This window comes from sulfur-oxidizing endosymbiont of Gigantopelta aegis (genome assembly GCF_016097415.1).
GTDB lineage: Bacteria > Pseudomonadota > Gammaproteobacteria > GRL18 > GRL18 > GRL18.
The window spans coordinates 4173872-4200229 of record NZ_JAEHGE010000001.1 but is presented as its reverse complement, the minus strand read 5'-3'; the positions used below and the strand labels follow the sequence as shown (position 1 = coordinate 4200229).

27 protein-coding genes and 5 pseudogenes are annotated in these 26358 nt (G+C 39.7%); 21 read left to right on the top strand and 11 right to left on the bottom strand.

Annotation, left to right across the window (positions count from 1 at the left end; genetic code table 11):
• Window positions 1-175 precede the first annotated feature (175 nt).
• A complete protein-coding gene (gene orn, locus JEU79_RS21935) occupies window positions 176-718 on the top strand; it encodes an oligoribonuclease (RefSeq protein ID WP_198265764.1) in 543 nt (180 codons plus the stop codon).
• 102 nt (window positions 719-820) lie between these two features.
• Complete coding sequence (locus JEU79_RS21930; protein WP_198265763.1) at window positions 821-1048, top strand: DUF433 domain-containing protein; 228 nt, start codon at window positions 821-823, stop codon at window positions 1046-1048.
• A 663-nt stretch (window positions 1049-1711) separates the two neighbouring features.
• On the opposite strand, the gene JEU79_RS25820 is transcribed toward JEU79_RS21930, so the two are convergent.
• Window positions 1712-1930: a type II toxin-antitoxin system VapC family toxin gene (locus JEU79_RS25820; RefSeq protein WP_214660652.1), complete on the bottom strand. Its 219-nt coding sequence runs from the start codon at window positions 1928-1930 to the stop codon at window positions 1712-1714.
• Between the two features lie 80 nt (window positions 1931-2010).
• Between JEU79_RS25820 and JEU79_RS21925 the strand changes: the two genes are divergently transcribed.
• A complete protein-coding gene (locus JEU79_RS21925; RefSeq protein ID WP_198265762.1) occupies window positions 2011-2208 on the top strand; it encodes a hypothetical protein in 198 nt (65 codons plus the stop codon).
• A 250-nt stretch (window positions 2209-2458) separates the two neighbouring features.
• Here JEU79_RS21925 and istB read toward each other — a convergent pair whose 3' ends face one another.
• Window positions 2459-3187 (bottom strand): IS21-like element helper ATPase IstB, encoded by a 729-nt coding sequence (istB, locus tag JEU79_RS21920; RefSeq protein ID WP_198265761.1) that lies wholly within the window; start codon window positions 3185-3187, stop codon window positions 2459-2461.
• A 161-nt stretch (window positions 3188-3348) separates the two neighbouring features.
• Between istB and JEU79_RS21910 the strand changes: the two are divergent.
• Window positions 3349-4262: pseudogene (locus JEU79_RS21910) on the top strand (IS3 family transposase); the annotation flags it as partial.
• A gap of 232 nt (window positions 4263-4494) precedes the next feature.
• Here the strand turns inward: JEU79_RS21910 and JEU79_RS21905 are convergent.
• The 5 genes and pseudogenes from JEU79_RS21905 to istA form a co-directional block, all read right to left on the bottom strand.
• Complete coding sequence (locus JEU79_RS21905; RefSeq protein ID WP_198265760.1) at window positions 4495-5397, bottom strand: IS66 family transposase; 903 nt, start codon at window positions 5395-5397, stop codon at window positions 4495-4497.
• Window positions 5391-5531, bottom strand: coding sequence for a hypothetical protein (locus JEU79_RS21900; protein WP_198265759.1), 141 nt, complete (start codon window positions 5529-5531; stop codon window positions 5391-5393). Before JEU79_RS21900 ends, JEU79_RS21905 begins: the two co-directional genes overlap by 7 nt.
• A gap of 277 nt (window positions 5532-5808) precedes the next feature.
• Window positions 5809-6969 (bottom strand): annotated as a pseudogene (locus JEU79_RS21895) (IS3 family transposase).
• Window positions 6970-6995: 26 nt separating this feature from the next.
• Window positions 6996-7571 carry a hypothetical protein gene (locus tag JEU79_RS21890; RefSeq protein ID WP_198265758.1) on the bottom strand — a complete coding sequence of 192 codons (576 nt, stop codon included), beginning with the start codon at window positions 7569-7571 and terminating at the stop codon, window positions 6996-6998.
• Window positions 7572-7884: 313 nt separating this feature from the next.
• A pseudogene (istA, locus tag JEU79_RS21885) lies at window positions 7885-9374 on the bottom strand (IS21 family transposase).
• Window positions 9375-10032: 658 nt separating this feature from the next.
• Between istA and JEU79_RS21880 the strand changes: the two are divergent.
• From JEU79_RS21880 to JEU79_RS21810, 15 genes and pseudogenes are all read left to right on the top strand, one after another.
• A complete protein-coding gene (locus JEU79_RS21880; protein WP_198265757.1) occupies window positions 10033-10194 on the top strand; it encodes a hypothetical protein in 162 nt (53 codons plus the stop codon).
• Window positions 10195-10649: 455 nt separating this feature from the next.
• On the top strand, window positions 10650-10949 hold the full coding sequence (locus tag JEU79_RS21875; RefSeq protein WP_214660651.1) for an IS3 family transposase: 300 nt from the start codon (window positions 10650-10652) through the stop codon (window positions 10947-10949).
• Window positions 10910-11329, top strand: coding sequence for a DDE-type integrase/transposase/recombinase (locus JEU79_RS21870; RefSeq protein ID WP_198265755.1), 420 nt, complete (start codon window positions 10910-10912; stop codon window positions 11327-11329). The genes JEU79_RS21875 and JEU79_RS21870 overlap by 40 nt, the downstream gene beginning before the upstream one ends.
• Before the next feature lie 68 nt (window positions 11330-11397).
• Window positions 11398-11721, top strand: coding sequence for an IS66 family insertion sequence element accessory protein TnpA (gene tnpA, locus JEU79_RS21865; protein ID WP_198262602.1), 324 nt, complete (start codon window positions 11398-11400; stop codon window positions 11719-11721).
• Window positions 11718-11984 (top strand): IS66 family insertion sequence element accessory protein TnpB, encoded by a 267-nt coding sequence (tnpB, locus tag JEU79_RS21860; RefSeq protein WP_198263387.1) that lies wholly within the window; start codon window positions 11718-11720, stop codon window positions 11982-11984. Before tnpA ends, tnpB begins: the two co-directional genes overlap by 4 nt.
• Window positions 11985-12148: 164 nt before the next feature.
• A pseudogene (tnpC, locus tag JEU79_RS21850) lies at window positions 12149-13676 on the top strand (IS66 family transposase).
• Window positions 13677-13702: 26 nt separating this feature from the next.
• Window positions 13703-13897, top strand: a complete 195-nt coding sequence (locus JEU79_RS27820; protein WP_198266120.1) for an integrase core domain-containing protein — start codon at window positions 13703-13705, stop codon at window positions 13895-13897.
• Between the two features lie 114 nt (window positions 13898-14011).
• Complete coding sequence (locus JEU79_RS21840) at window positions 14012-14836, top strand: hypothetical protein (protein WP_198265753.1); 825 nt, start codon at window positions 14012-14014, stop codon at window positions 14834-14836.
• A gap of 386 nt (window positions 14837-15222) precedes the next feature.
• Window positions 15223-16086: an IS3 family transposase gene (locus tag JEU79_RS21835; RefSeq protein WP_198263029.1), complete on the top strand. Its 864-nt coding sequence runs from the start codon at window positions 15223-15225 to the stop codon at window positions 16084-16086.
• A 97-nt stretch (window positions 16087-16183) separates the two neighbouring features.
• On the top strand, window positions 16184-16738 hold the full coding sequence (locus tag JEU79_RS21830) for an AAA family ATPase (protein ID WP_198265752.1): 555 nt from the start codon (window positions 16184-16186) through the stop codon (window positions 16736-16738).
• A gap of 25 nt (window positions 16739-16763) precedes the next feature.
• Window positions 16764-16892 carry a hypothetical protein gene (locus JEU79_RS27815; RefSeq protein WP_281401018.1) on the top strand — a complete coding sequence of 43 codons (129 nt, stop codon included), beginning with the start codon at window positions 16764-16766 and terminating at the stop codon, window positions 16890-16892.
• Window positions 16893-16994: 102 nt separating this feature from the next.
• The gene (locus JEU79_RS21825; protein WP_198265751.1) at window positions 16995-17183 is read left to right on the top strand and encodes a transposase; all 189 of its coding nucleotides are present in this window, start codon (window positions 16995-16997) and stop codon (window positions 17181-17183) included.
• Window positions 17184-18068: 885 nt separating this feature from the next.
• Window positions 18069-19106 (top strand): NAD-dependent epimerase, encoded by a 1038-nt coding sequence (locus tag JEU79_RS21820; protein ID WP_198265750.1) that lies wholly within the window; start codon window positions 18069-18071, stop codon window positions 19104-19106.
• 204 nt (window positions 19107-19310) lie between these two features.
• A complete protein-coding gene (gene tviB, locus JEU79_RS21815; RefSeq protein WP_198265749.1) occupies window positions 19311-20588 on the top strand; it encodes a Vi polysaccharide biosynthesis UDP-N-acetylglucosamine C-6 dehydrogenase TviB in 1278 nt (425 codons plus the stop codon).
• Between the two features lie 63 nt (window positions 20589-20651).
• Window positions 20652-21680: a FemAB family XrtA/PEP-CTERM system-associated protein gene (locus JEU79_RS21810; RefSeq protein ID WP_198265748.1), complete on the top strand. Its 1029-nt coding sequence runs from the start codon at window positions 20652-20654 to the stop codon at window positions 21678-21680.
• Between the two features lie 363 nt (window positions 21681-22043).
• Here the strand turns inward: JEU79_RS21810 and JEU79_RS29005 are convergent.
• Together JEU79_RS29005 and JEU79_RS21790 are read right to left on the bottom strand one after the other, a co-directional pair.
• Window positions 22044-23203 (bottom strand): annotated as a pseudogene (locus tag JEU79_RS29005) (IS3 family transposase).
• A gap of 63 nt (window positions 23204-23266) precedes the next feature.
• Window positions 23267-23716, bottom strand: a complete 450-nt coding sequence (locus JEU79_RS21790; RefSeq protein WP_214660650.1) for an IS66 family transposase — start codon at window positions 23714-23716, stop codon at window positions 23267-23269.
• 68 nt (window positions 23717-23784) lie between these two features.
• On the opposite strand from JEU79_RS21790, the gene JEU79_RS21785 reads away from it, so the two are divergent.
• The gene (locus tag JEU79_RS21785) at window positions 23785-24105 is read left to right on the top strand and encodes a transposase (protein ID WP_198263033.1); all 321 of its coding nucleotides are present in this window, start codon (window positions 23785-23787) and stop codon (window positions 24103-24105) included.
• A 30-nt stretch (window positions 24106-24135) separates the two neighbouring features.
• Window positions 24136-24816, top strand: a complete 681-nt coding sequence (locus JEU79_RS21780) for an IS3 family transposase (protein WP_198265746.1) — start codon at window positions 24136-24138, stop codon at window positions 24814-24816.
• 198 nt (window positions 24817-25014) lie between these two features.
• On the opposite strand, the gene JEU79_RS21775 is transcribed toward JEU79_RS21780, so the two are convergent.
• Together JEU79_RS21775 and JEU79_RS21770 are read right to left on the bottom strand one after the other, a co-directional pair.
• Window positions 25015-25482 (bottom strand): hypothetical protein, encoded by a 468-nt coding sequence (locus JEU79_RS21775; RefSeq protein WP_198265745.1) that lies wholly within the window; start codon window positions 25480-25482, stop codon window positions 25015-25017.
• A complete protein-coding gene (locus JEU79_RS21770; RefSeq protein WP_198265744.1) occupies window positions 25476-26138 on the bottom strand; it encodes a hypothetical protein in 663 nt (220 codons plus the stop codon). The genes JEU79_RS21775 and JEU79_RS21770 overlap by 7 nt, the downstream gene beginning before the upstream one ends.
• Between the last annotated feature and the right edge of the window lie 220 nt (window positions 26139-26358).

Genomic DNA, 26358 nt, shown 5'->3' with positions numbered 1-26358 from the left:
TCCAAAATTCTAAATAAGGGACTATAATTATACCTTAGTTAGTGTCCATCCGGAAACAGCGATTAATCGTTGTGCTTTATAGAAAAATCGAGCAATCGCAAAATTGAGTGAAGCAAAAGTAGCGGATAATTCACTGGACTGATTTTAACAAGCACATCAAAATAAAGAGTATTGAATGTCACAAGACCAAAGAAATTTAATATGGGTTGATCTCGAAATGACCGGACTGGAACCTGAAACAGACCGTATTATTGAAATTGCCACCATTGTCACCGATGCCGAGTTAAATATACTGGCTGAAGGGCCAGTGATCGCTATTCATCAAACGCCTGAGACTATGGCTAAAATGGATGAATGGAATACCACCCATCATGGTAATTCCGGTCTCACTGAGCGTGTCAATAAGAGCCAAAATAGTGAAGCCGATGCTATCGCCAAAACCATTGAATTTTTAGGACAATATATTGGCAAGGGTGTTTCTCCCATGTGTGGCAATAGTATCTGTCAGGATCGCCGCTTTATGGCGAAATGGATGCCAGCGCTTGAAGAATATTTTCATTACCGCAATTTTGATGTCAGCACACTCAAAGAGCTAGCCAAACGCTGGTATCCTGAAGTCATGGACGGCTATCAAAAGAAGGGCGCTCATTTGGCATTGGATGATATTCGTGAGTCAATTGAAGAGATGCTTTATTATCGTAAGACGATTTTGAAGTAGTCCTCAATAATTAAAATTCTAACTTACGTAACAAATAGATTAAACAGTATTTTATAGGGCTCGAAATTTAGTTGTTTAGTAATAAAACTGAAGGGTAATAACATGGTAAATTACAAAGAATATATTACTATTGAGCCAGGAAAAAGGTCTGGAAGACCTTGTATTCGTGGGCTAAGAATTACTGTCTATGATGTTTTAAATATGTTGGCAGATGGAATGAGTTATGATGAAATCATCGATGATTTCCCAAAACTTACTCAAGAAGATATTTTAGCTTGTTTAGCATTTGCTGCTGAGAGAGAGAACTCTATTACACGGCTGAGTGCATGAAGTTATTATTTGACAATAATCTTTCACACAAACTGGTTAAACCTAAAAAAATCAGTTGAACCTACTGTGACCGCCTTATGCACTGAATCTTAAGGATTTTCCAGAACATTTTGGATTCTTCTCCACTTTGATGAGTGTAAATTCACATTCAAAACCCTGTTAAGCATTGATACATAAAAGCTTTTCTTATCAAGAAGGCTTTTTATAGTTTTACCTATACACATAACCTTGCTTATGTTGCTCAGCCAAATAAAGATGAGCTCTATAGACTAAAAATGAATAAGTTGTTCACTCATCAAAGCGGAGAGGAGCCACATTTTGACTTCACCCGTAGGAGTGACTACGAATAAAGCCAAAATAACCTGTAAAACCCTTAATCTTCAGCACCTAAGTCGCTCTCGCTACGATTCAACTGATTATTTTAGGTTAAAAGACTGAGTGATATATTTCCAAATTCTACTCATGTAATGAATATAAAGCTAGATGAATCAGAAGATGAAGTAATCTGGGATTATTGAAATTGACTAAAATTAAATATCTCAGGAAAAATAGAAAATCAATTATTCTGAACCTTGAGTCCAATACCAATTTACTCTGCCCCCAGTGATTCATTAATTGATGATATTGCTTGTCAAATACATTTTTTATTCTATTTTAATTTTCCTACCAAATAGTTTTAACGTGTTTGTATGCTCTGATTTTTTCATCACAGGATACTAATACAACTGATAAATATCTTGCTAATGCAGTGATTATTCTATCGGCTGGATCAGGATGAAACCCACCAAGTAAACGAACTGATCGAATAGCAATATTATTATCTATTGGCACAAAACGAACACATTCAATAGAAGATTTGTATATCAATCCAATCATCAACATCCATTGTCAGAGCCAAGCGGCCTTTGCGGTCATAGGTGTTGTTTGGGCAACGCGATTTATTGCATTATCTAAGTCTCAATGTGAATGAGGACATTAAAAGCCGAATTACTTATTCTGAAAATATCCTGCCACTGAATGATAATGATTTAGAGCATTATATTGTCAAGGAATTAGAATCGGTTCGCATGGGACTTAATACCTTTGATAGTGCAGCGACCGAATTAATCATACGCTCCGCTATCTGGCGTCAACTACCTTGTCCGGTTGGCGACAATTAGCTTGGCCGGTTTCTAATTTATTATTTTATTCATAGTGAGTTTTTACAATCGATTATTCTCCTTTAATTGTCTGCTCTTCTTTTTAACTTGATTTTTCTTTAGTCGCTGCTCTTGATCTGGCTCTAGGGCGAAAAGCGACCGATGTGCGGCTTTTGCTCTTGCACGAGGCCACTTTGAGCTTTTTGGCTTTTCGCCCGCTCTATGCTTTTTATCTTGCTTTTAAAATGTTCAGCGATCAATGAGTTAGCCATTAATCTAAGCCTTTCATCGCTTGTTTTCTACGATAACTGTCGCCTTCAATTTGATAAATAGACGCATGATGAATGAGTCGGTCAATGGCAGCCACTGTCATCATATTGTCAGTGAAGATACTATCCCATTCACTGAAAGCCTGGTTTGAGGTAATGAGCAAGCTATTGCGTTCATATCGGTGCGCAATTAATTCAAATAGTACCTGGCTTTCACTATTGGTTTTTTTGACATAGCCAATATCATCAAGAATAAGTAACTCATATTTATCCAGCTTTTTCAGTTCAAATTCCAGAGATAACGCTTCTTTTGCCTTTTGAAGCATTTGCACCAATGAAGTGCTGCTCATGAATTTAACCCGCACTGATTGCTCGATGAGTGCGTAACCAATAGCGGCGGCTAAATGCGTTTTCCCCAGACCACTGGCACCAAATAAAAGCAGATTATGTCCTTGCCTGAGCCAGTCTAACTGAGTGATTTTTTGTTTGAGCTGTTGGGCTGTCACACCGGTTATTTCATTAAAGTCATACTGTGATAACTGTTTACCAATGGGTAGTTTGCTTTCTCTTAATAAGCGCTTTAATTTGTTGTCATGCCGGTAACTGGTTTCTAATTCACATAAATGGGCTAAAAATAATTCAGGCTCCCAATCTAATTCAATGGCTTTTTGTGAAACCTGCTGCCATTGTTTGACCATGGTCGTTAGTAACTTCTCAATAAGTCTGTGCATTTAAACAGCACAAACTTTACCTTTCAGCAACTCAGGCAGATATGGGATCAAATTTCTCTTGCTGATCCGGTCATTAATAAAATCCCAGAATGAAATTCCTTGTTTCTTTAAACTAATGTGGCTTACTTTTAAAATAACTAAAAGATAAAAAGTGTGACATTCAGGAGCGTGATTTATTAAAAAGGCCACAGCGTACTTTGCAAGGGAAACTTTGTGAAGTACGCATGGATAACTGATCAGGCTAAAGATTACCCGGTAACGATTCTGTGCCGTTTTATGGATGTTTCCGTAGTTGCTATTATGATTGGGTTAGCTCTCCTAAAACGGATAGAGAGAAAGAAAATGAAGCGCTTACTGAGCAGCTAAAAAACTGTTTGAAGACAGTCGCAAGACTTATGGAACCCGTCGTCTTAAAAGAAAACTGGCTGAAAAAGGCGTTCATATAAGCCGCCGGAGAATTGGTCGATTAATGAAAAAAGCCGGTTTGTTTTGTAAAACGAAGAGACGCTTTAAAGCGACGACTAATTCCAAGCATAATAAGCGTATATCTCCAAATTTACTGGAAAGAGAGTTTACTGTCTCTCAACCTGATCGCTACTATGTGGGTGATATTACCTATATTGCCACCAAGGAAGGCTGGTTATATTTAGCGGTTGTCATTGACTTATTCTCTAGGCAAATTGTTGGCTGGTCGATGGATGAGCGAATGAAAGCCAAGCTAGTCAATGATGCTTTACTGATGGCCATATGGAAGCGTAAACCAATGGATGGATTGCTTTGGCATACTGACCGAGGTAGCCAATATGCCTCTGATAGTCATAGAAAAATATTGTCGGATCATAACATAATTCAGTCTATGAGCCGCAAAGGAAATTGCTGGGACAATGCTGTATCAGAGAGCTTCTTTCATAGTTTGAAAACTGAATTGACGCACCATTGTCGATTCAAAACCAGAGTAGAAGCAAAGCAGGCAATATTTGAATATATTGAGGTATTTTATAATCGGGAGCGACTTCATTCGGCTAATGATTATTTGTCACCAGTCGATTATGAAATACAGCAGGAAATAGCTTAAATCGATTGATTGAAGAGGGGTAAAAGGCGACATAAATGCCGCCCATTACCGTTGACGGCCATCGACTCCTCAGCCTGTGCCGTGAAGATATTGTAACAGGATCATTACCGTTGTGAAAATACCTTGGGTGAATGGAACGGCTCTATCGTTCCAGAGGGCAAAGCCCTTTCTCTTCATCTGTTTAAAGTTAACATGAGAAACTAAAATGATAGGAAATACAAAATGACAAAAATCACTTGAAACAGCCAAAAAAATATTTAGAAAACTGTCCGGAAAAGTGTTGACACATCAAACTGACAAAGGTATCTCTGCAAAGTTGCCCATCCTTTGAGCGTGTACTACCACTAATTTTACGCTTAATAACATATTCTCGAATATCATTTTCACTCAAATTATTATGAAGAGGAATATCAGGCCGTTCCAATACCAGCAGTAATTCTGTTTTATTTCTTGCCAATCGTTTCAGTGCCTGATTCAACGTTTCAAAGCTTGTTTTAGTCCGGCACAATTCATCAAAATGTTCAGCAATCGCTGACTTCAACGGATCATCTGGCTCAAGTTTATATTGTTTGAGATCATAAAATAGTTCCCAAATCTGAGTATGTACCCAGTTCAGTTCTTTATCATGTCGCTCATTGAGTGGTAGTATCCGCTGAAACACTCTGTCTGCATGTATCCAACATAATGCGTGCAACAAAATATCAAATTGTCCTGCATCATCACTCACAATCACCAAATCACTTGGAAAGCCACTGTTAATTAATGCCCCCAGTAAAGCGCCTTCTGTGGCAATGCGAACATGCCGTTGTGTTATGATACTATTGTTCTGCAGATAGTATTTCCAGGCTTCTTCATTATCAAAGCAAGTCTGATGACTTTGTTCAATAACGCTCAATGGCTTGTGAGGTAATTTTTCTGCTCTCATATAATCAAGTGCTGCATCGTTGAGCGTATAATCAACAGCAGCACCTCGTAACAATTGTAGAAAATTAATCCGGCTCTTATATCGAGTACTTGAAAACCAGGCAAAGGTTTCATTGCCAACGTGAGTACAATAACCATTCTTTCCATCATGACGACTACCCGTATCATCAACATGGATATAAGTACTATTGTTGATACCGGCAGTTAGCAATGTATTTTTTCAGTATGAAAATGGTCTTTGTCATGGATTAAAATCTCATTGATCTGACCCGTTGAAATATCAAAACCTAATTCTGTTAATTGTTGTATTATCAATGGCTGAGTCACTCTCTGATGTGTCAACACTTTTCCGGACAGTTTTCTAAATATTTTTTTGGCTGTTTCAAGTGATTTTTGTCATTTTGTATTTCCTATCATTTTAGTTTCTCATGTTAACTTTAAACAGATGAAGAGAAAGGGCTTTGCCCTCTGGAACGATAGAGCCGTTCCATTCACCCAAGGTATTTTCACAACGGTAATGATCCTGTTACAATATCTTCACGGCACAGGCTGAGGAGCCGATGGCCGTCAACGGTAATGGGCGGCATTTATGTCGCCTTTTACCCCTCTTCAATCAATCGATTTAAGCTATTTCCTGCTGTATTTCATAATCGACTGGTGACAAATAATCATTAGCCGAATGAAGTCGCTCCCGATTATAAAATACCTCAATATATTCAAATATTGCCTGCTTTGCTTCTACTCTGGTTTTGAATCGACAATGGTGCGTCAATTCAGTTTTCAAACTATGAAAGAAGCTCTCTGATACAGCATTGTCCCAGCAATTTCCTTTGCGGCTCATAGACTGAATTATGTTATGATCCGACAATATTTTTCTATGACTATCAGAGGCATATTGGCTACCTCGGTCAGTATGCCAAAGCAATCCATCCATTGGTTTACGCTTCCATATGGCCATCAGTAAAGCATCATTGACTAGCTTGGCTTTCATTCGCTCATCCATCGACCAGCCAACAATTTGCCTAGAGAATAAGTCAATGACAACCGCTAAATATAACCAGCCTTCCTTGGTGGCAATATAGGTAATATCACCCACATAGTAGCGATCAGGTTGAGAGACAGTAAACTCTCTTTCCAGTAAATTTGGAGATATACGCTTATTATGCTTGGAATTAGTCGTCGCTTTAAAGCGTCTCTTCGTTTTACAAAACAAACCGGCTTTTTTCATTAATCGACCAATTCTCCGGCGGCTTATATGAACGCCTTTTTCAGCCAGTTTTCTTTTAAGACGACGGGTTCCATAAGTCTTGCGACTGTCTTCAAACAGTTTTTTAGCTGCTCAGTAAGCGCTTCATTTTCTTTCTCTCTATCCGTTTTAGGAGAGCTAACCCAATCATAATAGCAACTACGGAAAACATCCATAAAACGGCACAGAATCGTTACCGGGTAATCTTTAGCCTGATCAGTTATCCATGCGTACTTCACAAAGTTTCCCTTGCAAAGTACGCTGTGGCCTTTTTAATAAATCACGCTCCTGAATCACTTTTGCCAATTCTTTTTTCAGACGTTTTACTTCATCATAAATGTGTTCATCACTTCTATTGGCTACCGTCTTCACCGGTTTGGAATATTTACTGATCCAGGTATGTAGAGTATTTACATTAACACCTAGCTCCCTGGCAGTCTGAGAAACGGGTTGATCCGTCTCATTAGCTAATTTGACAGCTGATTCTTTAAATTCTGATGTATAGCTTTTATTCGGTTTTTTTGTTTGATCATTCATTTTAGGTCACACTTTTTATCTTTTAGTTATTTTAAGTTGTGTGTCCGGTTAAGTATAGCCACATTACTCTGGTGATAATATTGATAAACGATATAACTCTGTAATGTATGGCCAAAATGTCCTATATGTGTATCAAAGCTCAATTTTCCTATACAGGTATCACCATCGGGTGTTTTATAGCGAGCCAATCGATAACGAGTATTGAAAGGCTTAATCAGCAGCTCCTGAACAAAATAATCCTGATACCCTAAAAAACGTGAATGTTCTGGCAGGTTATCTGGTTTGATAACGGTGGTTTTATGAATAGCCAATTTCTTCTTTCGTTTACGACTTTTACTAGTCCCATTTCCTGAGTTGTTTTTCTTGCTTCCTGAATGACCTGTCGGATTATCATTGTCATCATCCTTTGGCAATTTACTGGCTCTTATTTTAGGCTTTGGAGGTAGCTTTTTAAGCTTAGCAACTTCTGTTTTAAGGGCATCGATTTCAACCTGTTGGTTTTGAATGATTTCCTGTTGTTGCTCCATGAAAGCAAGGAGTAATCGGACTACCGGTGTCTTTTCTTCTTCAGGTATCTCTGGAATTGGAGGTAATTTTTTCACTATAATCAATACAGGTTGTTTTCAATAAAACAATTGTATCATGGCTTTTTAAGGCTCTTTAGTTTGCCCTGTGTTGATCAAACTCCCTCTCAGTTAAGATAATATTCAAAAATATTCTATTTCGATCTGAGACAGATCGACAGGATCATTTATAGGGATAAATTACATGGGGCAGTGAAAATGCAATTTTTGTCCTCTAAAATGCTGTCAAGACTTTTTTGTTTTTATTTCAAGTTTTGCACAGACTTATTGAGAAGTTACGGTCGTTAAACGTACTTTGAGTAAAAACGGTAAACTTTGTGCATTGGCCATATTAATTCCCCAGTAATACATTGTAGGTCGATAAGTCATGTTGCTGACTGGTGTACTGAGGTCTATCAACCGACATGGGCGCAAAAAAGTCACGGCACGCTTTGATGGAAACTCGACTGCCGGCTTCTAACGAAGCTAAGACAAAACGACCCAGCGCTGCTTCACAATCATAGGCATCGGCAATGGACAGCAAGCTCACCATGTAACGGCAATCATCATCATGAATGCCCGTTTGTTTGAGATTTTCCCAAATCAGGGTGAAATCACCTTCTGGGACAATATCATCTCGGTAAGCCGATGATTTAAAGGCATTGGGCTTTTTGGCTAACGAGTGAATGATATGTTTATAATTGATTGAACGCGAACGGATATGGCGGTGTGCATAAATACGCTTTAAACTTAAGGTCAATTCATGACCATAGAAACAATCTAAATGTTGATCATAAATATGGATCAATAGGTACCAATCAATCGGGAGGGTACGGTATAAGTGACTCGTTTAACTGAAATGGTACTCCTTGTGGTGACTTTAACATAGAGCTCACTAAAGCCATTGGTGCGGCGGCTGGGAAGCGGTTTTAAGTGTGCTTTTTCTTCATTAAATCGTGTTTTACAGCGTATGTTTATTTGGCGAACGATGTCATCAATAAAGGCTTCATAATCCAATAAGGCGGTAAAATCTCGACTGCCACGAAGGAGTAGCTTTTGTTCGATTCGGCGTTTTAAATGACCATTAGGGGATTCAATGGCTCCATTTTCATGGGCAATGCCTTTATTGTTTCGAGTGGCTTTTATACCATAGTATTGACATAATTTTTCATAACGCTCGGTCAGCTTTTCTTGTTCATAATGATTGTTAAATGCAGCACTTAGGCTATCGGTTCGGTGGCTTACAGGGACACCGCCTGATTGCCATAGCGCATTTTGTAAGCCTGAAGAAAGAGATTCAAAGCTCTCTCCACCTAAGACAACTTGAACATAAGTCCAGCCACTATAAACCAATCGGTAGTGATAAAGTTTGTGTTTAAAATCTTCTCCGTCAATCGTGATTTTAAGCTCATTAGCCCAGGTGTAATCTGAAATACCCATATCACCGGCAATGTGTTTTTGTTGAAAAATAACTTCTTGCTCCGGTCCTTCCTGAGCACGCCAGCGTTTGACTCGGCGTTGCAGTGTTCTTAGGTGAGTGTTGTCAAATTGACCGGGTTCTAGCTCTTCCAGTGCTTCTAATAAGGTAATGGGCTGTAGTTTGGGCTCAATCTCAAGTAAGGGCACTAAATGTTGTTCAAAAGCACCATTTAAGGGATCTTTTCGAGTTTTGTACTGTCTGGGCTGTGTGGTGCCGCCGGGGTGCTTACCTGTATCAATGCGTCGCGCTGATCTTTCTGAAAATCCTGCTTTGGCTGCTGATGAAGCTTGAGTGTGATTCGGTTGTTTTCGATGTGACATGTATAACTTGACCTGTTCTTGGGTAATTGATTTTCCAGACATAAAAATCCTTCTCGATTAATGTGTCTGGAGTGTATCAAACCGGCCAAGCTAGTTGTCGCCGACCGGACAAGTTAATTGTCGCCTAATAAGATGTAATACAAAAAATGATTTGATTGAAAAATTTAATCAGATAAAAAACAATTGAAAGAGAAAGGTGAAATTCCATATATCCATATAGAAGGTCATAGCTCTAAAGAAAGTTTAGATTTACCTGATAGTTCAGCCATTGAATGGGAAATAGTATTTAATCATTTTAGAGAGATAAATATTCTATGTAAAAACAACTTATTTTTTTTTCTAGTGGTGCATGTCAATCTGCTTACGCATTCAAAGCCGCTACTATCACACAACCATCACCAGTCTTTGGTTTATTAGCACCAGAGCAAAAAGTAAGTGCAGGAGATGTCCTTGATGGGTTTATTGCGTTTTATAAAAGTCTAGTAGTTAATGAAAGCCTAAATGATGCATTTAATTCCTTTGCAGATGCAACAAATGTCAAAGACTATTCACTGATCTTCTCTCAGCTTCTTTTTAAAAAGGCGGCTTACAACTATATTAAGCAGCATTGTATGGGAGACGGTCGAAAAAATCGCCTTGAAGATGTACTTACGCAAGTCTTGGAGAGCATAAAAATTCCGATAAAAAAGCAAGAAAATTATTGAAAAAAGAATTAAACGGCCCTCAAGCACTAAAATTAAAACAACTCCATAACGTATTCATGATGATTGATAAATACCCAGATAATGAGAATCGCTTCGATTTTGACGCTGTAAAATTTGAGAGAGATGTAAGGCTGGGTAAATTAACCATTGTCTCCTGAAGGAAGCAATAGTTATAGCCTCTAAACCAAAATGGACATTAAGGTGTTAAATTAATAATGAAAAATTTATCTTCTTATAGTGGACCCCGAAAACTGGACAATAGGTTAAGATATAAGACACATCAGAGCTAACCTAACGGGGGGAAATGAGCACAAAAAGAAAAACATTCAACAACAAATTTAAAGCAAAAGTAGCCATTGAGGCTTTGAAAGGTCAAAAACAGTCGCAGAAATTGCGTCAGAATTTGAAGTGCACACCACCCAGGTCAATAGCTGGAAAAAGCAGATGCTTGATGGTGCAGCCGATACTTTTTCAAAAAAAAATTAGAGAATAAAGATGCTGAACATGAAAAGGAAAAAAGAACACCTGTACAGCCAAATAGGTCAACTAAAAGTAGAGGCTGACTGGCTGTCAAAAAAGTTGAAGATGTTCAACTGAGTAGAGCAGAAAAGCGGTGTTGCATAGAAAAGAGCACCCTCAGTTGAGCATCAAAAAACAATGTGAGCTTATCGGCCTGAACCGTTCAAGCTATTACTATCAACCTAAAAAGCCTCTGCAAAATAAAGATTTAACATTAATGAATTTGATTGATGAGTTGTACATAAAACATCCATTCTATGGCAGTCGTCAAATTCGTAATGCATTAAGATTGAAATGTTATAAAATTAATCGTAAAAAGTTCAACGGCTTATGCGGATCATGGGATTGGTTTCAGTGGCACCAAAACCCAATACCAGCAAGCCTTGCAAAGTAAATAACCTCTATCCATATTTGCTCAAAGGAATTGATATTAATAGGAATAACCAGGTTTGGTGCACAGATATCACGTATTTACGGATGCCACATGGATTTGTCTACCTAAGTGCTGTTATGGACTGGAGTAGCCGTTTTGTGCTGTCCTGGGAAGTGTCAACCAGCATGGAAGAAAGCTTTTGTATCAGTAGTCTGGAAACAGCACTGCGACGATATGGAAAGCCAGAAATCTTCAATACGGATCAAGGTGCTCAATATACTAGCAGAGCATTTACAGGTGTTCTAAAGGCCAATGATATAAAAATCAGCATGGACGGCAAAGGCAGAGCAATGGATAACATTATGATTGAACGACTCTGGCGAAGTGTAAACGTCAATTAAAACCCACGTTCACAATAAGCTTCAGTTAGCTCAAACTATGATCTTCAATTCGTAATTTGGAGATACAAATGAGCAACCATTCAAAAGATGCTTCGATGAAGCAACACATAGAGGCCTGCCAAGCCAGTAACTTAAGCCAGGCAGTTTATTGTCAACAACATAAGATACCCTCTCATATTTTTAGCTATTATCGAAAGAAGTTGGGTTATGTTAGCTCATCAAAACAGGTCAACACCAACAATCAACTCATTCCCATTAATTTACTGGCCAATTCCCCCACAAGCAATGCAATTAAAGTAAGCCATACCAATGGTTTCAGTTTGGAAATCAATTCTGATACGAACCTGAATCAGCTCAAGTCCATTCTGGATTTGCTCAGGACTGTTTCATGATAACGGGCATCACAGTCAATCAGGTTTATCTGGTTTCTGGTGTTACCGATATGAGAAAAGCAACCAATGGGCTATCACTGATTGTCTCAGAGCAATTGGAACACAATCCCTTTGATGGCAGTGTCTTTGTTTTTTGTAATCGTCAGCGAGATAAACTTAAAATACTGTACTGGGAGCGTAATGGTTTCTGGCTTTACTATCGTACACTTGAAAAGGGAAATTCCAGTGGCCGATGGAAAAAGAACAACCCACTCTTTCGTTAACACTGAGAGAATTACAGTGGTTACTGGATGGTTTATCTTGCACACAACACCATGCTCACCCTGAAATTCATGGTCTGGAAAACAACTAAAAAAAGTCCCTTTAGATGCGCATTAAACAGAATAAATACAAGCATTTAACGCTCATTTTTAGTATAATATAACGCATGAGTTCAACAGACAAAATACTACCAGAAGAGATACCAACGCTCAAAAACAGGGTGCTTGAACTCCAGTCAAAAGTGGACTGGTATGAGGAACAATTTCGTCTGTTGCAACACAAACGGTTTGGTACTTCCAGTGAAAAGAAGCCCACCCCGACTTCTTTAATGAGGCAGAAACGTTCGCCGAAGAAGCACCGGAAGTCCGTGAAACCATTACTTATGAGCGTAAAAAGCCCGGTCGTAAGCCTTTACCTAAAGACCTACCTCGTAAAGTTGTTCGTCATGAGTTATCTGAAGCAGAACAAGTCTGTGACTGCGGTCATCACTTGCATGAAATTGGTGAAGAGACCTCAGAGCAACTGGAAATTGTTCCTGCTCAGGTATATGTTGTAGAACATGTTCAGGTTAAATATGCCTGTCGTGCTTGTGAGGAAGGCGTTAAAACTGCTCCTAAGCCTGCACAGCCCATTCCTAGAAGTTTTGCATCACCCAGCCTGCTGGCCTATATCATTGTTTCTAAATTCTAGACAGCTTGCCTCTCTATCGACAGGAAGCGATATTTAAACGCTATAAGATAACACTTTCCAGAGCCAGTATGTCCAACTGGGTGCTTAAATCAGCTGAATTACTCAAACCCTTTTATAATCGGTTGTTGTATTATCTCATTAGGCAGAAAATCATCCAGGCCGATGAAACAACGATGCGAGTGATCCATGATGGACGTGAGAATTGCCCTAAATCTTATATGTGGCTCTATCAAAGTGGCGGCTATCATTCCAAGTGTCCCATTGTTTTGTATGAGTATCAGCCTACTCGTGCAGGCCAACATGCCAAAACCTTTTTAACGGGGTTTTCAGGTTACCTGCAAACGGATGGCTTTCCCGGTTATCATATATTCGAAAATGAGAACAGTGAAGTCACTTTATTAGGCTGCATGGCACATGCTCGTCGCAAGTTCCATGATGCCTTAAAAGCATTACCCAAGAACAGTCAGAAAAAGCCTGGCATGGTACAAATGGCGATCAGTAAAATTGCTAAATTGTATGCGATTGAAAAACAAATCAAACCGCTCAATGCTGAACAACGTTACCTGATCCGTCAGGAAAAAAGCAAACCACTACTGGATGACTTTAAAAAGTGGTGTGATGATAAAGTGACTAAAACAACAAAAGACAGTAAGTTGGGTGTCGCTATTCGTTATGTGATCAATCAATGGAAGTATCTGACTGTCTATCTTGAAGAGGGCAACCTCCAGATTGATAATAATATGGCAGAGCGGCGGATCAAACCCTTTGTGATTGGGCGCAAAAACTGGGTCATGAACCAAAATCCTCGTGGTGCTGAGGCCAGTGCTATTTTATATTCAATCGTGCAAACAGCGAAAGCAAACAACCTAGAGCCCTTTGCCTTTTTAACACACATTCTGACTGAGTTACCTAAGCTGGGCAGGCATTATGATGATGAGGCTTTAGAGCAATTGTTGCCATGGAATTTGACTGAAAAAATTCAGCCTTTAAATAAAGTGGAATGATACGTCAACGTGGGAAGTTTTGACGTATACGGCGAAGTGTAAAATATGAGGAAATTTACCTCAAGGATTACCAAAGTATTGATGAGCTAAAGAGCTCATTAAAGGAATATTTTGAGTTTTACAACCATGAACGACCACACAGTACACACGGTGGAAAAACGCCTGCAGAGATCTATGGCGTGATGAAAGAAGTTGTTCCAGACTTAAAACGGGCAGCATGATGAGAGGATAATCAACTTTACTGGCAACCGCCTTGTCCACATATCCACAGGCCAAGCCAGTAGCCCTGAGATATATCGCAAGCGTCTCTGGACTACTGGCAGACCTGTGGATATGTGGATAAGACTAATACTATAAATAACCAACAGAATTATATCTTAATATTTGAGAAAGCTGTCTTGACAATGGGGTCCACTGTATCTGTCTTCATCGGTATAGTTGATATTTTAGGATACACGAATGCTGAGCACTGCATTGACCAATATGGCACTGAAGCATCTTCTCAGATATTCGGAAGACTATATAGCTCTTTAGATACCCAAGTAGAAAAATATAATGGTGGAGGTGTTCATTGGATACGTTATGGTGATGGCTATGTTTTTTATTCTGAAACTAAAGATACAGATTTATTGGCAATAATGATCAAAAACGCAATTAATTTATTAGCATTATCATTATGTCAGTCAATACCACTAAGAATTTCAATCACACAAGGGGATATTAAAATAATTAATGCAGGTCAGAGCGGCCTTTCAATTACAGGAACAGGATGGAATGCATTACAAAATCTGGAGAAATCTTTGGATTGGATGGGGGGTTGTCTATTTCTACCCCATTATGAAAATCACCATCACCCAACGATAAAACAATTACTAACTACAACGCACCTTATTATTCAGCAGAATAATTGCTCTGAGAAATCTCAAAACTTTATAGCTCCATTTAAGGAATCAAATAAATACTCTAAAGATAGAGTATGGTTTTTCAACTGGCACAAAGTTCTTCACCAACAGAATCATGAAAATGACACCTTAGTTAAAAATTGGTGGCATGGGTTTACGAATCAAAATATTAATGAGAATCCAGCTGTGCAAAATAAGCAAAAAAATACACTTGAGTTTGCTTATTATTGTAACGAACTCTACCAAGTTCTAAATTAGTCTATTTTTCTCAAGTTCAGCCTGATCTAAATATTGGTGAAATTATGGATCATAAGTAAAATATTGCAGTTATTCAGTAAGCAGTCATCTTGTAAAAAAAGTGTCAATTGACAGCAATATGCTTGAAGAGGAATTTTATCCTATCAGTTTATGTGTAACTGGTAATAGTGGCTTTAATGTGGCTATACTTAACCGGACACACAACTTAAAATAACTAAAAGATAAAAAGTGTGACCTAAAATGAATGATCAAACAAAAAAACCGAATAAAAGCTATACATCAGAATTTAAAGAATCAGCTGTCAAATTAGCTAATGAGACGGATCAATCCGTTTCTCAAGCGTGATTTATTAAAAAGGCCACAGCGTACTTTGCAAGGGAAACTTTGTGAAGTACGCATGGATAACTGATCAGGCTAAAGATTACCCGGTAACGATTCTGTGCCGTTTTATGGATGTTTCCCGTAGTTGCTATTATGATTGGGTTAGCTCTCCTAAAACGGATAGAGAGAAAGAAAATGAAGCGCTTACTGAGCAGCTAAAAAACTGTTTGAAGACAGTCGCAAGACTTATGGAACCCGTCGTCTTAAAAAGAAAACTGGCTGAAAAAGGCGTTCATATAAGCCGCCGGAGAATTGGTCGATTAATGAAAAAAGCCGGTTTGTTTTGTAAAACGAAGAGACGCTTTAAAGCGACGACTAATTCCAAGCATAATAAGCGTATATCTCCAAATTTACTGGAAAGAGAGTTTACTGTCTCTCAACCTGATCGCTACTATGTGGGTGATATTACCTATATTGCCACCAAGGAAGGCTGGTTATATTTAGCGGTTGTCATTGACTTATTCTCTAGGCAAATTGTTGGCTGGTCGATGGATGAGCGAATGAAAGCCAAGCTAGTCAATGATGCTTTACTGATGGCCATATGGAAGCGTAAACCAATGGATGGATTGCTTTGGCATACTGACCGAGGTAGCCAATATGCCTCTGATAGTCATAGAAAAATATTGTCGGATCATAACATAATTCAGTCTATGAGCCGCAAAGGAAATTGCTGGGACAATGCTGTATCAGAGAGCTTCTTTCATAGTTTGAAAACTGAATTGACGCACCATTGTCGATTCAAAACCAGAGTAGAAGCAAAGCAGGCAATATTTGAATATATTGAGGTATTTTATAATCGGGAGCGACTTCATTCGGCTAATGATTATTTGTCACCAGTCGATTATGAAATACAGCAGGAAATAGCTTAAATCGATTGATTGAAGAGGGGTAAAAGGCGACATAAATGCCGCCCATTACCGTTGACGGCCATCGGCTCCTCAGCCTGTGCCGTGAAGACACATCAGTGTGGTATTGGTTATTGATGAAGTTCAGAATTTACCAGCAAAAACAGTCGAAGAGTTGCGAATGTTGTCAAATTTTCAGGTTGATAATAAACCGTTGATTCAAAGCTTTCTAGTCGGTCAAAAAGAATTCATTGATACCTTAAAAGCCAAGTCCATGGAGCAGCTAAGACAACGAGTCATTGCATCATGCCACCTGGGTCCACTCAAAGCAGAAGAAACTGAATTTTATATTAATTATCGCTTAGGTGAAGCTGGTTGGACTGGCGGAGAGCTTTTTGATAAAGATGCAATACAGCTAATTTATGAGCTGACAGAAGGTGTGCCTAGACGTTTAAATGTATTTTGTGATCGTATTATGCTCTTTGGTTATTTAGAAGAAATCAATTTGTTCACTACCGAACATATTCGTACAGTGGCTGATGAACTCTCAGAAGAAATCACCAGTCCAATCAAAGCTGAAAAGCATGAAGAAATCAGTGCTTATTTGAATGAATTACAAAAAGCACATCGTCAGGAAAGCTCTGAAAAAATAATAAGACAGCAGCTCCAAACTTAGGAATAACACAAAAGTTGATACAGCAATGAAAATTACCAAGAAAAACCCGGAGTCATTATCATCAGATTTTGTTAATATCGAAGATACGATTAAAGATTTTGAAAGCCGAGTAGAACAAGAAATTGCTGCATTTAAAAAATCTTTAGATAAATAATTCAAGCAAAAGAAGACGATGGGCAAAACTCAAGTTATAAAAAACGCAATGACGGTTGACGTGGAAGATTACTTTCAAGTTTCAGCTTTGAGCAGTTGAGCAGTGTATCTAGTGCAGTGGTTTAAAACCATGACCAGCAATGAATATATTCGTGGTGTGAAGCAACAGGGGTGGCCGCGTTTTAACAAACGACTTTGGCAACGAAATTATTGGGATCATATTATTCGTAATGAAGAAGATTATATCATTTTTCCATTACATAAAAAACAACCCCATTTCCTGGACCGATGACAAATTGAATAATGACAGTACAAAAATTGTAGCAAAATAATATACAGCCCAGCCCAGCCCAGCCCCGTACCGTACCGTAGGGGCAGACCTACGTGTCTGCCCAAACCCGATTGGGGCACAAAATTGGCGCTGAGGGCATAAACAACAGGGCGAACACATAGGTTCGCCCCTACGGAATCCGCCCCGCCTCCGTACCGTAGGGGCAGACCTATGTGTCTGCCCAAACCCGATTGGGGCACAAAATTGGCGCTGAGGGCATAAACAACAGGGCGAACACATAGGTTCACCCCTACGGAATCCGCCCAGCCCCGTACCGTAGGGGCAGACCTACGTGTCTGCCCAAACCAGATTGAGGCACAAAATTGGCGCTGAGGGCATAAACAATAGGGCGAACACATAGGTTCGCCCCTACGGAATCCGCCCGCCTCCGTACCGTAGGGGCAGACCTACGTGTCTGCCCAAACCAGATTGAGGCACAAAATTGGCGCTGAGGGCATAAACAATAGGGCGAACACATAGGTTCACCCCTACGGAATCCGCCCCGCCCCCGTACCGTAGGGGCAGACCTACGTGTCTGCCCAAACCAGATTGAGGCACAAAATTGGCGCTGAGGGCATAAACAATAGGGCGAACACATAGGTTCGCCCCTACGGAATCCGCCCCGCCTCCGTACCGTAGGGGCAGACCTACGTGTCTGCCCAAACCAGATTGAGGCACAAAATTGGCGCTGAGGGCATAAACAACAGGGCGAACACATAGGTTCGCCCCTACGGAATCCGCCCAGCCCCCGTACCGTAGGGGCAGACCTACGTGTCTGCCCAAACCAGATGATGAATACATAACACAAAATATATACCAATATAATACAGACAAATAGGTAATTTAATGAAAATATTAGTCACCGGTGCTGCCGGTTTTATAGGCTCAAAACTATCCGAAGAACTCGTTAGCCGTGGCGATGATGTAGTGGGTATCGACATTATTAACGACTACTACGACGTACGCCTCAAAGAAGCCCGACTTCAACGTATCGAAGATACCTTGGCTGCTACAGATGCCGACAAAAAAGGCACCTTCCGTTTCATTAAAATGGATCTCGCTGATCGCCAGGCAATGGAAGAGTTATTCAAAGTTGAGCAATTTGACAAAGTCATGAATCTAGCCGCCCAAGCTGGTGTACGTTACTCCATTGAAAATCCTCTAGCCTACGTCGATAGCAACATAGTAGGCTTCGCCCATATTTTAGAAGGCTGTCGTCATAACAAAGTCAAACACCTTGTCTATGCCTCATCCAGTTCAGTCTACGGCCTCAATGAAAGTATGCCTTTTTCCATTCATGACAATGTCGATCACCCGATTTCACTTTACGCTGCCTCAAAGAAATCTGGTGAACTAATGGCACATACCTATAGTCATTTATATCGACTACCGACGACAGGTTTAAGATTCTTTACCGTTTATGGTCCTTGGGATCGCCCTGATATGGCGCTGCAAAAATTTGCCAAAGCCATTTTTGAAGACAAAGCCATCGATGTCTATAATTATAGCAAACATCGTCGTGATTTTACCTACATTGATGACATTGTAGAGGGCATCATACGTGTGCTGGACAATGTTGCCACACCCAATCCAGAATGGAGCGGTAAAAACCCTGATTCAGCGACCAGCCCCGCACCCTGGCGTATTTACAATATCGGCAACCAACAACCCGTAGAATTGCTGACCTATATTGAAACACTAGAAAAACATCTGGGGAAAAGCGCAGAAAAAAATCTCTTGCCCCTACAACCGGGTGATGTGCCTGACACCTTTGCCGATGTAGCGGATCTTGTCAGAGACGTTGATTACAAACCATCAACAACAGTCGATGAAGGAATTAAAAATTTTGCCGCATGGTATAAAGATTATTACAAAATTGATTAAAATCCCAAACCTACGGAACCCGGCACCACCATACCCCGTAGGGGCAGACCTATGTGTCTGCCCAAACCCGATTGAGGCACAAAATTAACGATGGTGCCATAAACAACAGGGCGAACACATAGGTTCGCCCCTACGTGTCTGCCCAAACCTGATTGGGGCACAAAATCAACAATTGCTTAAAATATCATATTACACGAGGCTCACATGATAACACTGGGAAATACAAAACTAGCCATTATCGGCCTGGGCTACGTGGGTTTACCCCTCGCCGTTGAATTCGCGAAAAAATACCCGGTTATCGGTTTCGATATCAACACATCCCGCATAACAGAACTCAAATCAGGCAAAGACACCACTTTAGAACTGACCTCAGATGAATTAACACAAACCGGCCAATTACAATATACCAGCAATGTCGATGATCTAAAATCATGCAATGTATACATCGTCACCGTGCCCACTCCGGTAGATAAACATAAAAATCCAGACCTTTCACCCCTGATCAAAGCCAGCGAAATGATCGGCGAGCTTATTTCACTCGGCGATATTGTCATCTACGAATCCACCGTCTATCCGGGTGCCACCGAAGAAATGTGCATCCCCGCCATAGAACAATCATCCGGCCTCACATTCAACCAGGATTTCTACGCAGGTTATAGTCCTGAACGAATCAACCCCGGAGACAAAAAACATCGAGTCATTAATATCTTAAAAGTGACCTCAGGCTCAACCCCCGAAGTAGCAGACTATGTCGATGACTTATACCAAAGCATTATTATTGCCGGCACCCATAAAGCCAGTAGTATCAAAGTGGCCGAAGCCTCCAAGGTGATTGAAAACACCCAGCGTGATGTCAATATCGCCCTAATGAATGAGCTCTCACACATATTTTCACGTCTGGACATTGATACCGAAGACGTACTAAAAGCCGCAGGGACCAAGTGGAACTTTTTACCTTTTCGCCCGGGCCTAGTCGGTGGCCACTGTATTGGCATCGATCCCTATTACTTAGTACATAAAGCACAAGAAGTGGGGTATAATCCAGAAATCATTCGTGCGAGTCGCCGCATCAATGACAGCATGGGTAACCACATCGTCAATGACATGATCCGCTTGATGCTCAAAAAGCGTATTCATATCAGTGAGTCAAAAATACTCATTATGGGCTTAACCTTTAAAGAAAACTGCCCCGACTTAAGAAACACCCGTGTTATCGACATGATCGCCGAATTACATACTTATGGCGCCATCGTAGATGTTTACGACCCCTGGGCTGATAGTCAAGAGGCGGATAAAGAGTACCAGCTTAAATTAATTAACGAACTCAAAAATGAGCAATATGATGCCATTCTTTTAGCGGTGGCACATGAAGAATTTGCAACCATGGGTGCAGAGAAAATACACCAATTAGGTAAGGCGAGTCATGTTCTCTATGACATTAAACACCTATTAAAAAAACACGAAGTTGACGGCAGACTTTAACCCCTAAATTTCAACCTCAACCTCAACCTCAACATCAGGCATGACAACGGGAAAGTGTAAACAGTGCAAGTAAATCATTTAGACGGTCAAGATTCAAGATGGGATCATTACGTTGAACAACACCCGGCAGGGACGATTTATCATACTCTCGCCTGGAAAAACATCGTTGAAAAACATTTTAAAAAACAAACCACCTATCTTTATATTGAAAATAATGACTCAATAGAAGCTATCTTGCCACTGGTTTTATTCAAGTCAGCACTATTTGGCGAATTCATCATCTCCTTTCCCTATGTGAATTATGGCGGCATGCTATATTCAAATGAACAAGCTAAAACAGCCTTATTGTCTGCGGCAGAAAAAACACTCACTGCATCCAAGGCAGAATTTATTGAATTGCGTTCCATGCAAGAAAATGAATTTGATCTGCCCGTGAAATCAAAAAAAGTTACCTATTATCTGGACTTGCCCGATAATGAAGAGGCTTTAATGAAACAATTTAAAGCCAAACTGAGAAGCCAGATACGTAGACCCATTAAAGCAGGCATGTATGCCAAAGTATTTACACAAGACGGTATTGACCTTTTTTATGAAATTTTCGCAATAAAAATGCGTGAATTAGGCACACCCGTTTATGCCAAAGATTTTTTTAGCACCATTTTTACCGAACTACCTGAACAAGCCCGAATCGTAGTCGTCTTTGCAGAAGACCATACTCCGGTAGGCACTGCCTTTATTATCCACTACAAAGGCAGGATGGAAATTCCTTGGGCTGCCACGCTAAGAAAATACGATAAACTCAGCCCCAATATGTTGCTCTATTTTGAAGTATTAAAATATGCCATGTCACAAAACTGTAGCGTATTTGACTTCGGCCGCTGCAGCAAAGACAGCGGCACCTATCGATTCAAAAAACAATGGGGCGGTCAAGAAAAAACATTACATTGGTATTACCTGCTACAAGCAGGCCAGTCAATACCCGAGGTGAACCCTAACAACCCAAAATACCAAATGGCCATTAAAATCTGGCAGAAATTACCACTGCCGTTGACCAAACTCATTGGCCCTGCCATTGTCAAAAATATTCCGTAGCAACCATGATAAACGTACCCATCACAATTCGAGAAAGCAATGGCATTGATAGAAATTCAGAACCTATTCGTATTGATGTGTCAACACTTTTCCGGACAGTTTTCTAAATATTTTTTTGGCTGTTTCAAGTGATTTTTGTCATTTTGTATTTCCTATCATTTTAGTTTCTCATGTTAACTTTAAACAGATGAAGAGAAAGGGCTTTGCCCTCTGGAACGATAGAGCCGTTCCATTCACCCAAGGTGTTTTCACAACGGTAATGATCCTGTTACAATATCTTCACGGCACAGGCTGAGGAGCCGATGGCCGTCAACGGTAATGGGCGGCATTTATGTCGCCTTTTACCCTCTTCAATCAATCGATTTAAGCTATTTCCTGCTGTATTTCATAATCGACTGGTGACAAATAATCATTAGCCGAATGAAGTCGCTCCCGATTATAAAATACCTCAATATATTCAAATATTGCCTGCTTTGCTTCTACTCTGGTTTTGAATCGACAATGGTGCGTCAATTCAGTTTTCAAACTATGAAAGAAGCTCTCTGATACAGCATTGTCCCAGCAATTTCCTTTGCGGCTCATAGACTGAATTATGTTATGATCCGACAATATTTTTCTATGACTATCAGAGGCATATTGGCTACCTCGGTCAGTATGCCAAAGCAATCCATCCATTGGTTTACGCTTCCATATGGCCATCAGTAAAGCATCATTGACTAGCTTGGCTTTCATTCGCTCATCCATCGACCAGCCAACAATTTGCCTAGAGAATAAGTCAATGACAACCGCTAAATATAACCAGCCTTCCTTGGTGGCAATATAGGTAATATCACCCACATAGTAGCGATCAGGTTGAGAGACAGTAAACTCTCTTTCCAGTAAATTTGGAGATATACGCTTATTATGCTTGGAATTAGTCGTCGCTTTAAAGCGTCTCTTCGTTTTACAAAACAAACCGGCTTTTTTCATTAATCGACCAATTCTCCGGCGGCTTATATGAACGCCTTTTTCAGCCAGTTTTCTTTTAAGACGACGGGTTCCATAAGTCTTGCGACTGTCTTCAAACAGTTTTTTAGCTGCTCAGTAAGCGCTTCATTTTCTTTCTCTCTATCCGTTTTAGGAGAGCTAACCCAATCATAATAGCAACTACGGGAAACATCCATAAAACGGCACAGAATCGTTACCGGGTAATCTTTAGCCTGATCAGTTATCCATGCGTACTTCACAAAGTTTCCCTTGCAAAGTACGCTGTGGCCTTTTTAATAAATCACGCTCCTGAATCACTTTTGCCAATTCTTTTTCAGACGTTTTACTTCATCATAAATGTGTTCATCACTTCTATTGGCTACCGTCTTCACCGGTTTGGAATATTTACTGATCCAGGTATGTAGAGTATTTACATTAACACCTAGCTCCCTGGCAGTCTGAGAAACGGGTTGATCCGTCTCATTAGCTAATTTGACAGCTGATTCTTTAAATTCTGATGTATAGCTTTTATTCGGTTTTTTTGTTTGATCATTCATTTTAGGTCACACTTTTTATCTTTTAGTTATTTTAAGTTGTGTGTCCGGTTAAGTATAGCCACATTAAGTTTTCTTTAAACTGACAAAGGTATCTCTGCAAAGTTGCCCATCCTTTGAGCGTGTACTACCACTAATTTTACGCTTAATAACATATTCTCGAATATCATTTTCACTCAAATTATTATGAAGAGGAATATCAGGCCGTTCCAATACCAGCAGTAATTCTGTTTTATTTCTTGCCAATCGTTTCAGTGCCTGATTCAACGTTTCAAAGCTTGTTTTAGTCCGGCACAATTCATCAAAATGTTCAGCAATCGCTGACTTCAACGGATCATCTGGCTCAAGTTTATATTGTTTGAGATCATAAAATAGTTCCCAAATCTGAGTATGTACCCAGTTCAGTTCTTTATCATGTCGCTCATTGAGTGGTAGTATCCGCTGAAACACTCTGTCTGCATGTATCCAACATAATGCGTGCAACAAAATATCAAATTGTCCTGCATCATCACTCACAATAATGTGGCTATACTTAACCGGACACACAACTTAAAATAACTAAAAGATAAAAAGTGTGACCTAAAATGAATGATCAAACAAAAAAACCGAATAAAAGCTATACATCAGAATTTAAAGAATCAGCTGTCAAATTAGCTAATGAGACGGATCAACCTGTTTCTCAGACTGCCAGGGAGCTAGGTGTTAATGTAAATACTCTACATACCTGGATCAGTAAATATTCCAAACCGGTGAAGACGGTAGCCAATAGAAGTGATGAACACATTTATGATGAAGTAAAACGTCTGAAAAAAGAATTGGCAAAAGTGATTCAGGAGCGTGATTTATTAAAAAGGCCACAGCGTACTTTGCAAGGGAAACTTTGTGAAGTACGCATGGATAACTGATCAGGCTAAAGATTACCCGGTAACGATTCTGTGCCGTTTTATGGATGTTTCCGTAGTTGCTATTATGATTGGGTTAGCTCTCCTAAAACGGATAGAGAGAAAGAAAATGAAGCGCTTACTGAGCAGCTAAAAAACTGTTTGAAGACAGTCGCAAGACTTATGGAACCCGTCGTCTTAAAAAGAAAACTGGCTGAAAAAGGCGTTCATATAAGCCGCCGGAGAATTGGTCGATTAATGAAAAAAGCCGGTTTGTTTTGTAAAACGAAGAGACGCTTTAAAGCGACGACTAATTCCAAGCATAATAAGCGTATATCTCCAAATTTACTGGAAAGAGAGTTTACTGTCTCTCAACCTGATCGCTACTATGTGGGTGATATTACCTATATTGCCACCAAGGAAGGCTGGTTATATTTAGCGGTTGTCATTGACTTATTCTCTAGGCAAATTGTTGGCTGGTCGATGGATGAGCGAATGAAAGCCAAGCTAGTCAATGATGCTTTACTGATGGCCATATGGAAGCGTAAACCAATGGATGGATTGCTTTGGCATACTGACCGAGGTAGCCAATATGCCTCTGATAGTCATAGAAAAATATTGTCGGATCATAACATAATTCAGTCTATGAGCCGCAAAGGAAATTGCTGGGACAATGCTGTATCAGAGAGCTTCTTTCATAGTTTGAAAACTGAATTGGGGGTAAAGGCGACATAAATGCCGCCCATTACCGTTGACGGCCATCGGCTCCTCAGCCTGTGCCGTGAAGATATTGTAACAGGATCATTACCGTTGTGAAAATACCTTGGGTGAATGGAACGGCTCTATCGTTCCAGAGGGCAAAAGCCCTTTCTCTTCATCTGTTTAAAGTTAACATGAGAAACTAAAATGATAGGAAATACAAAATGACAAAAATCACTTGAAACAGCCAAAAAAATATTTAGAAAACTGTCCGGAAAAGTGTTGACACATCACAATCACCAAATCACTTGGAAAGCCACTGTTAATTAATGCCCCCAGTAAAGCGCCTTCTGTGGCAATGCGAACATGCCGTTGTGTTATGATACTATTGTTCTGCAGATAGTATTTCCAGGCTTCTTCATTATCAAAGCAAGTCTGATGACTTTGTTCAATAACGCTCAATGGCTTGTGAGGTAATTTTTCTGCTCTCATATAATCAAGTGCTGCATCGTTGAGCGTATAATCAACAGCAGCACCTCGTAACAATTGTAGAAAATTAATCCGGCTCTTATATCGAGCACTTGAAAACCAGGCAAAGGTTTCATTGCCAACGTGAGTACAATAACCATTCTTTCCATCATGACGACTACCCGTATCATCAACATGGATATAAGTACTATTGTTGATACCGGCAGTTAGCAATGTATTTTTTCAGTATGAAAATGGTCTTTGTCATGGATTAAAATCTCATTGATCTGACCCGTTGAAATATCAAAACCTAATTCTGTTAATTGTTGTATTATCAATGGCTGAGTCACTCTCTGGTGATAATATTGATAAACGATATAACTCTGTAATGTATGGCCAAAATGTCCTATATGTGTATCAAAGCTCAATTTTCCTATACAGGTATCACCACCATCGGGTGTTTTATAGCGAGCCAATCGATAACGAGTATTGAAAGGCTTAATCAGCAGCTCCTGAACAAAATAATCCTGATACCCTAAAAAACGTGAATGTTCTGGCAGGTTATCTGGTTTGATAACGGTGGTTTTATGAATAGCCAATTTCTTCTTTCGTTTACGACTTTTACTAGTCCCATTTCCTGAGTTGTTTTTCTTGCTTCCTGAATGACCTGTCGGATTATCATTGTCATCATCCTTTGGCAATTTACTGGCTCTTATTTTAGGCTTTGGAGGTAGCTTTTTAAGCTTAGCAACTTCTGTTTTAAGGGCATCGATTTCAACCTGTTGGTTTTGAATGATTTCCTGTTGTTGCTCCATGAAAGCAAGGAGTAATCGGACTACCGGTGTCTTTTCTTCTTCAGGTATCTCTGGAATTGGAGGTAATTTTTTCACTATAATCAATACAGGTTGTTTTCAATAAAACAATTGTATCATGGCTTTTTAAGGCTCTTTTTAGTTCCTGTGTTGATCAAACTCCCTCTCAGTTAAGATAATATTCAAAAATATTCTATTTCGATCTGAGACAGATCGACAGGATCATTTATAGGGATAAATTACATGGGGCAGTGAAAATGCAATTTTTGTCCTCTAAAATGCTGTCAAGACTTTTTTT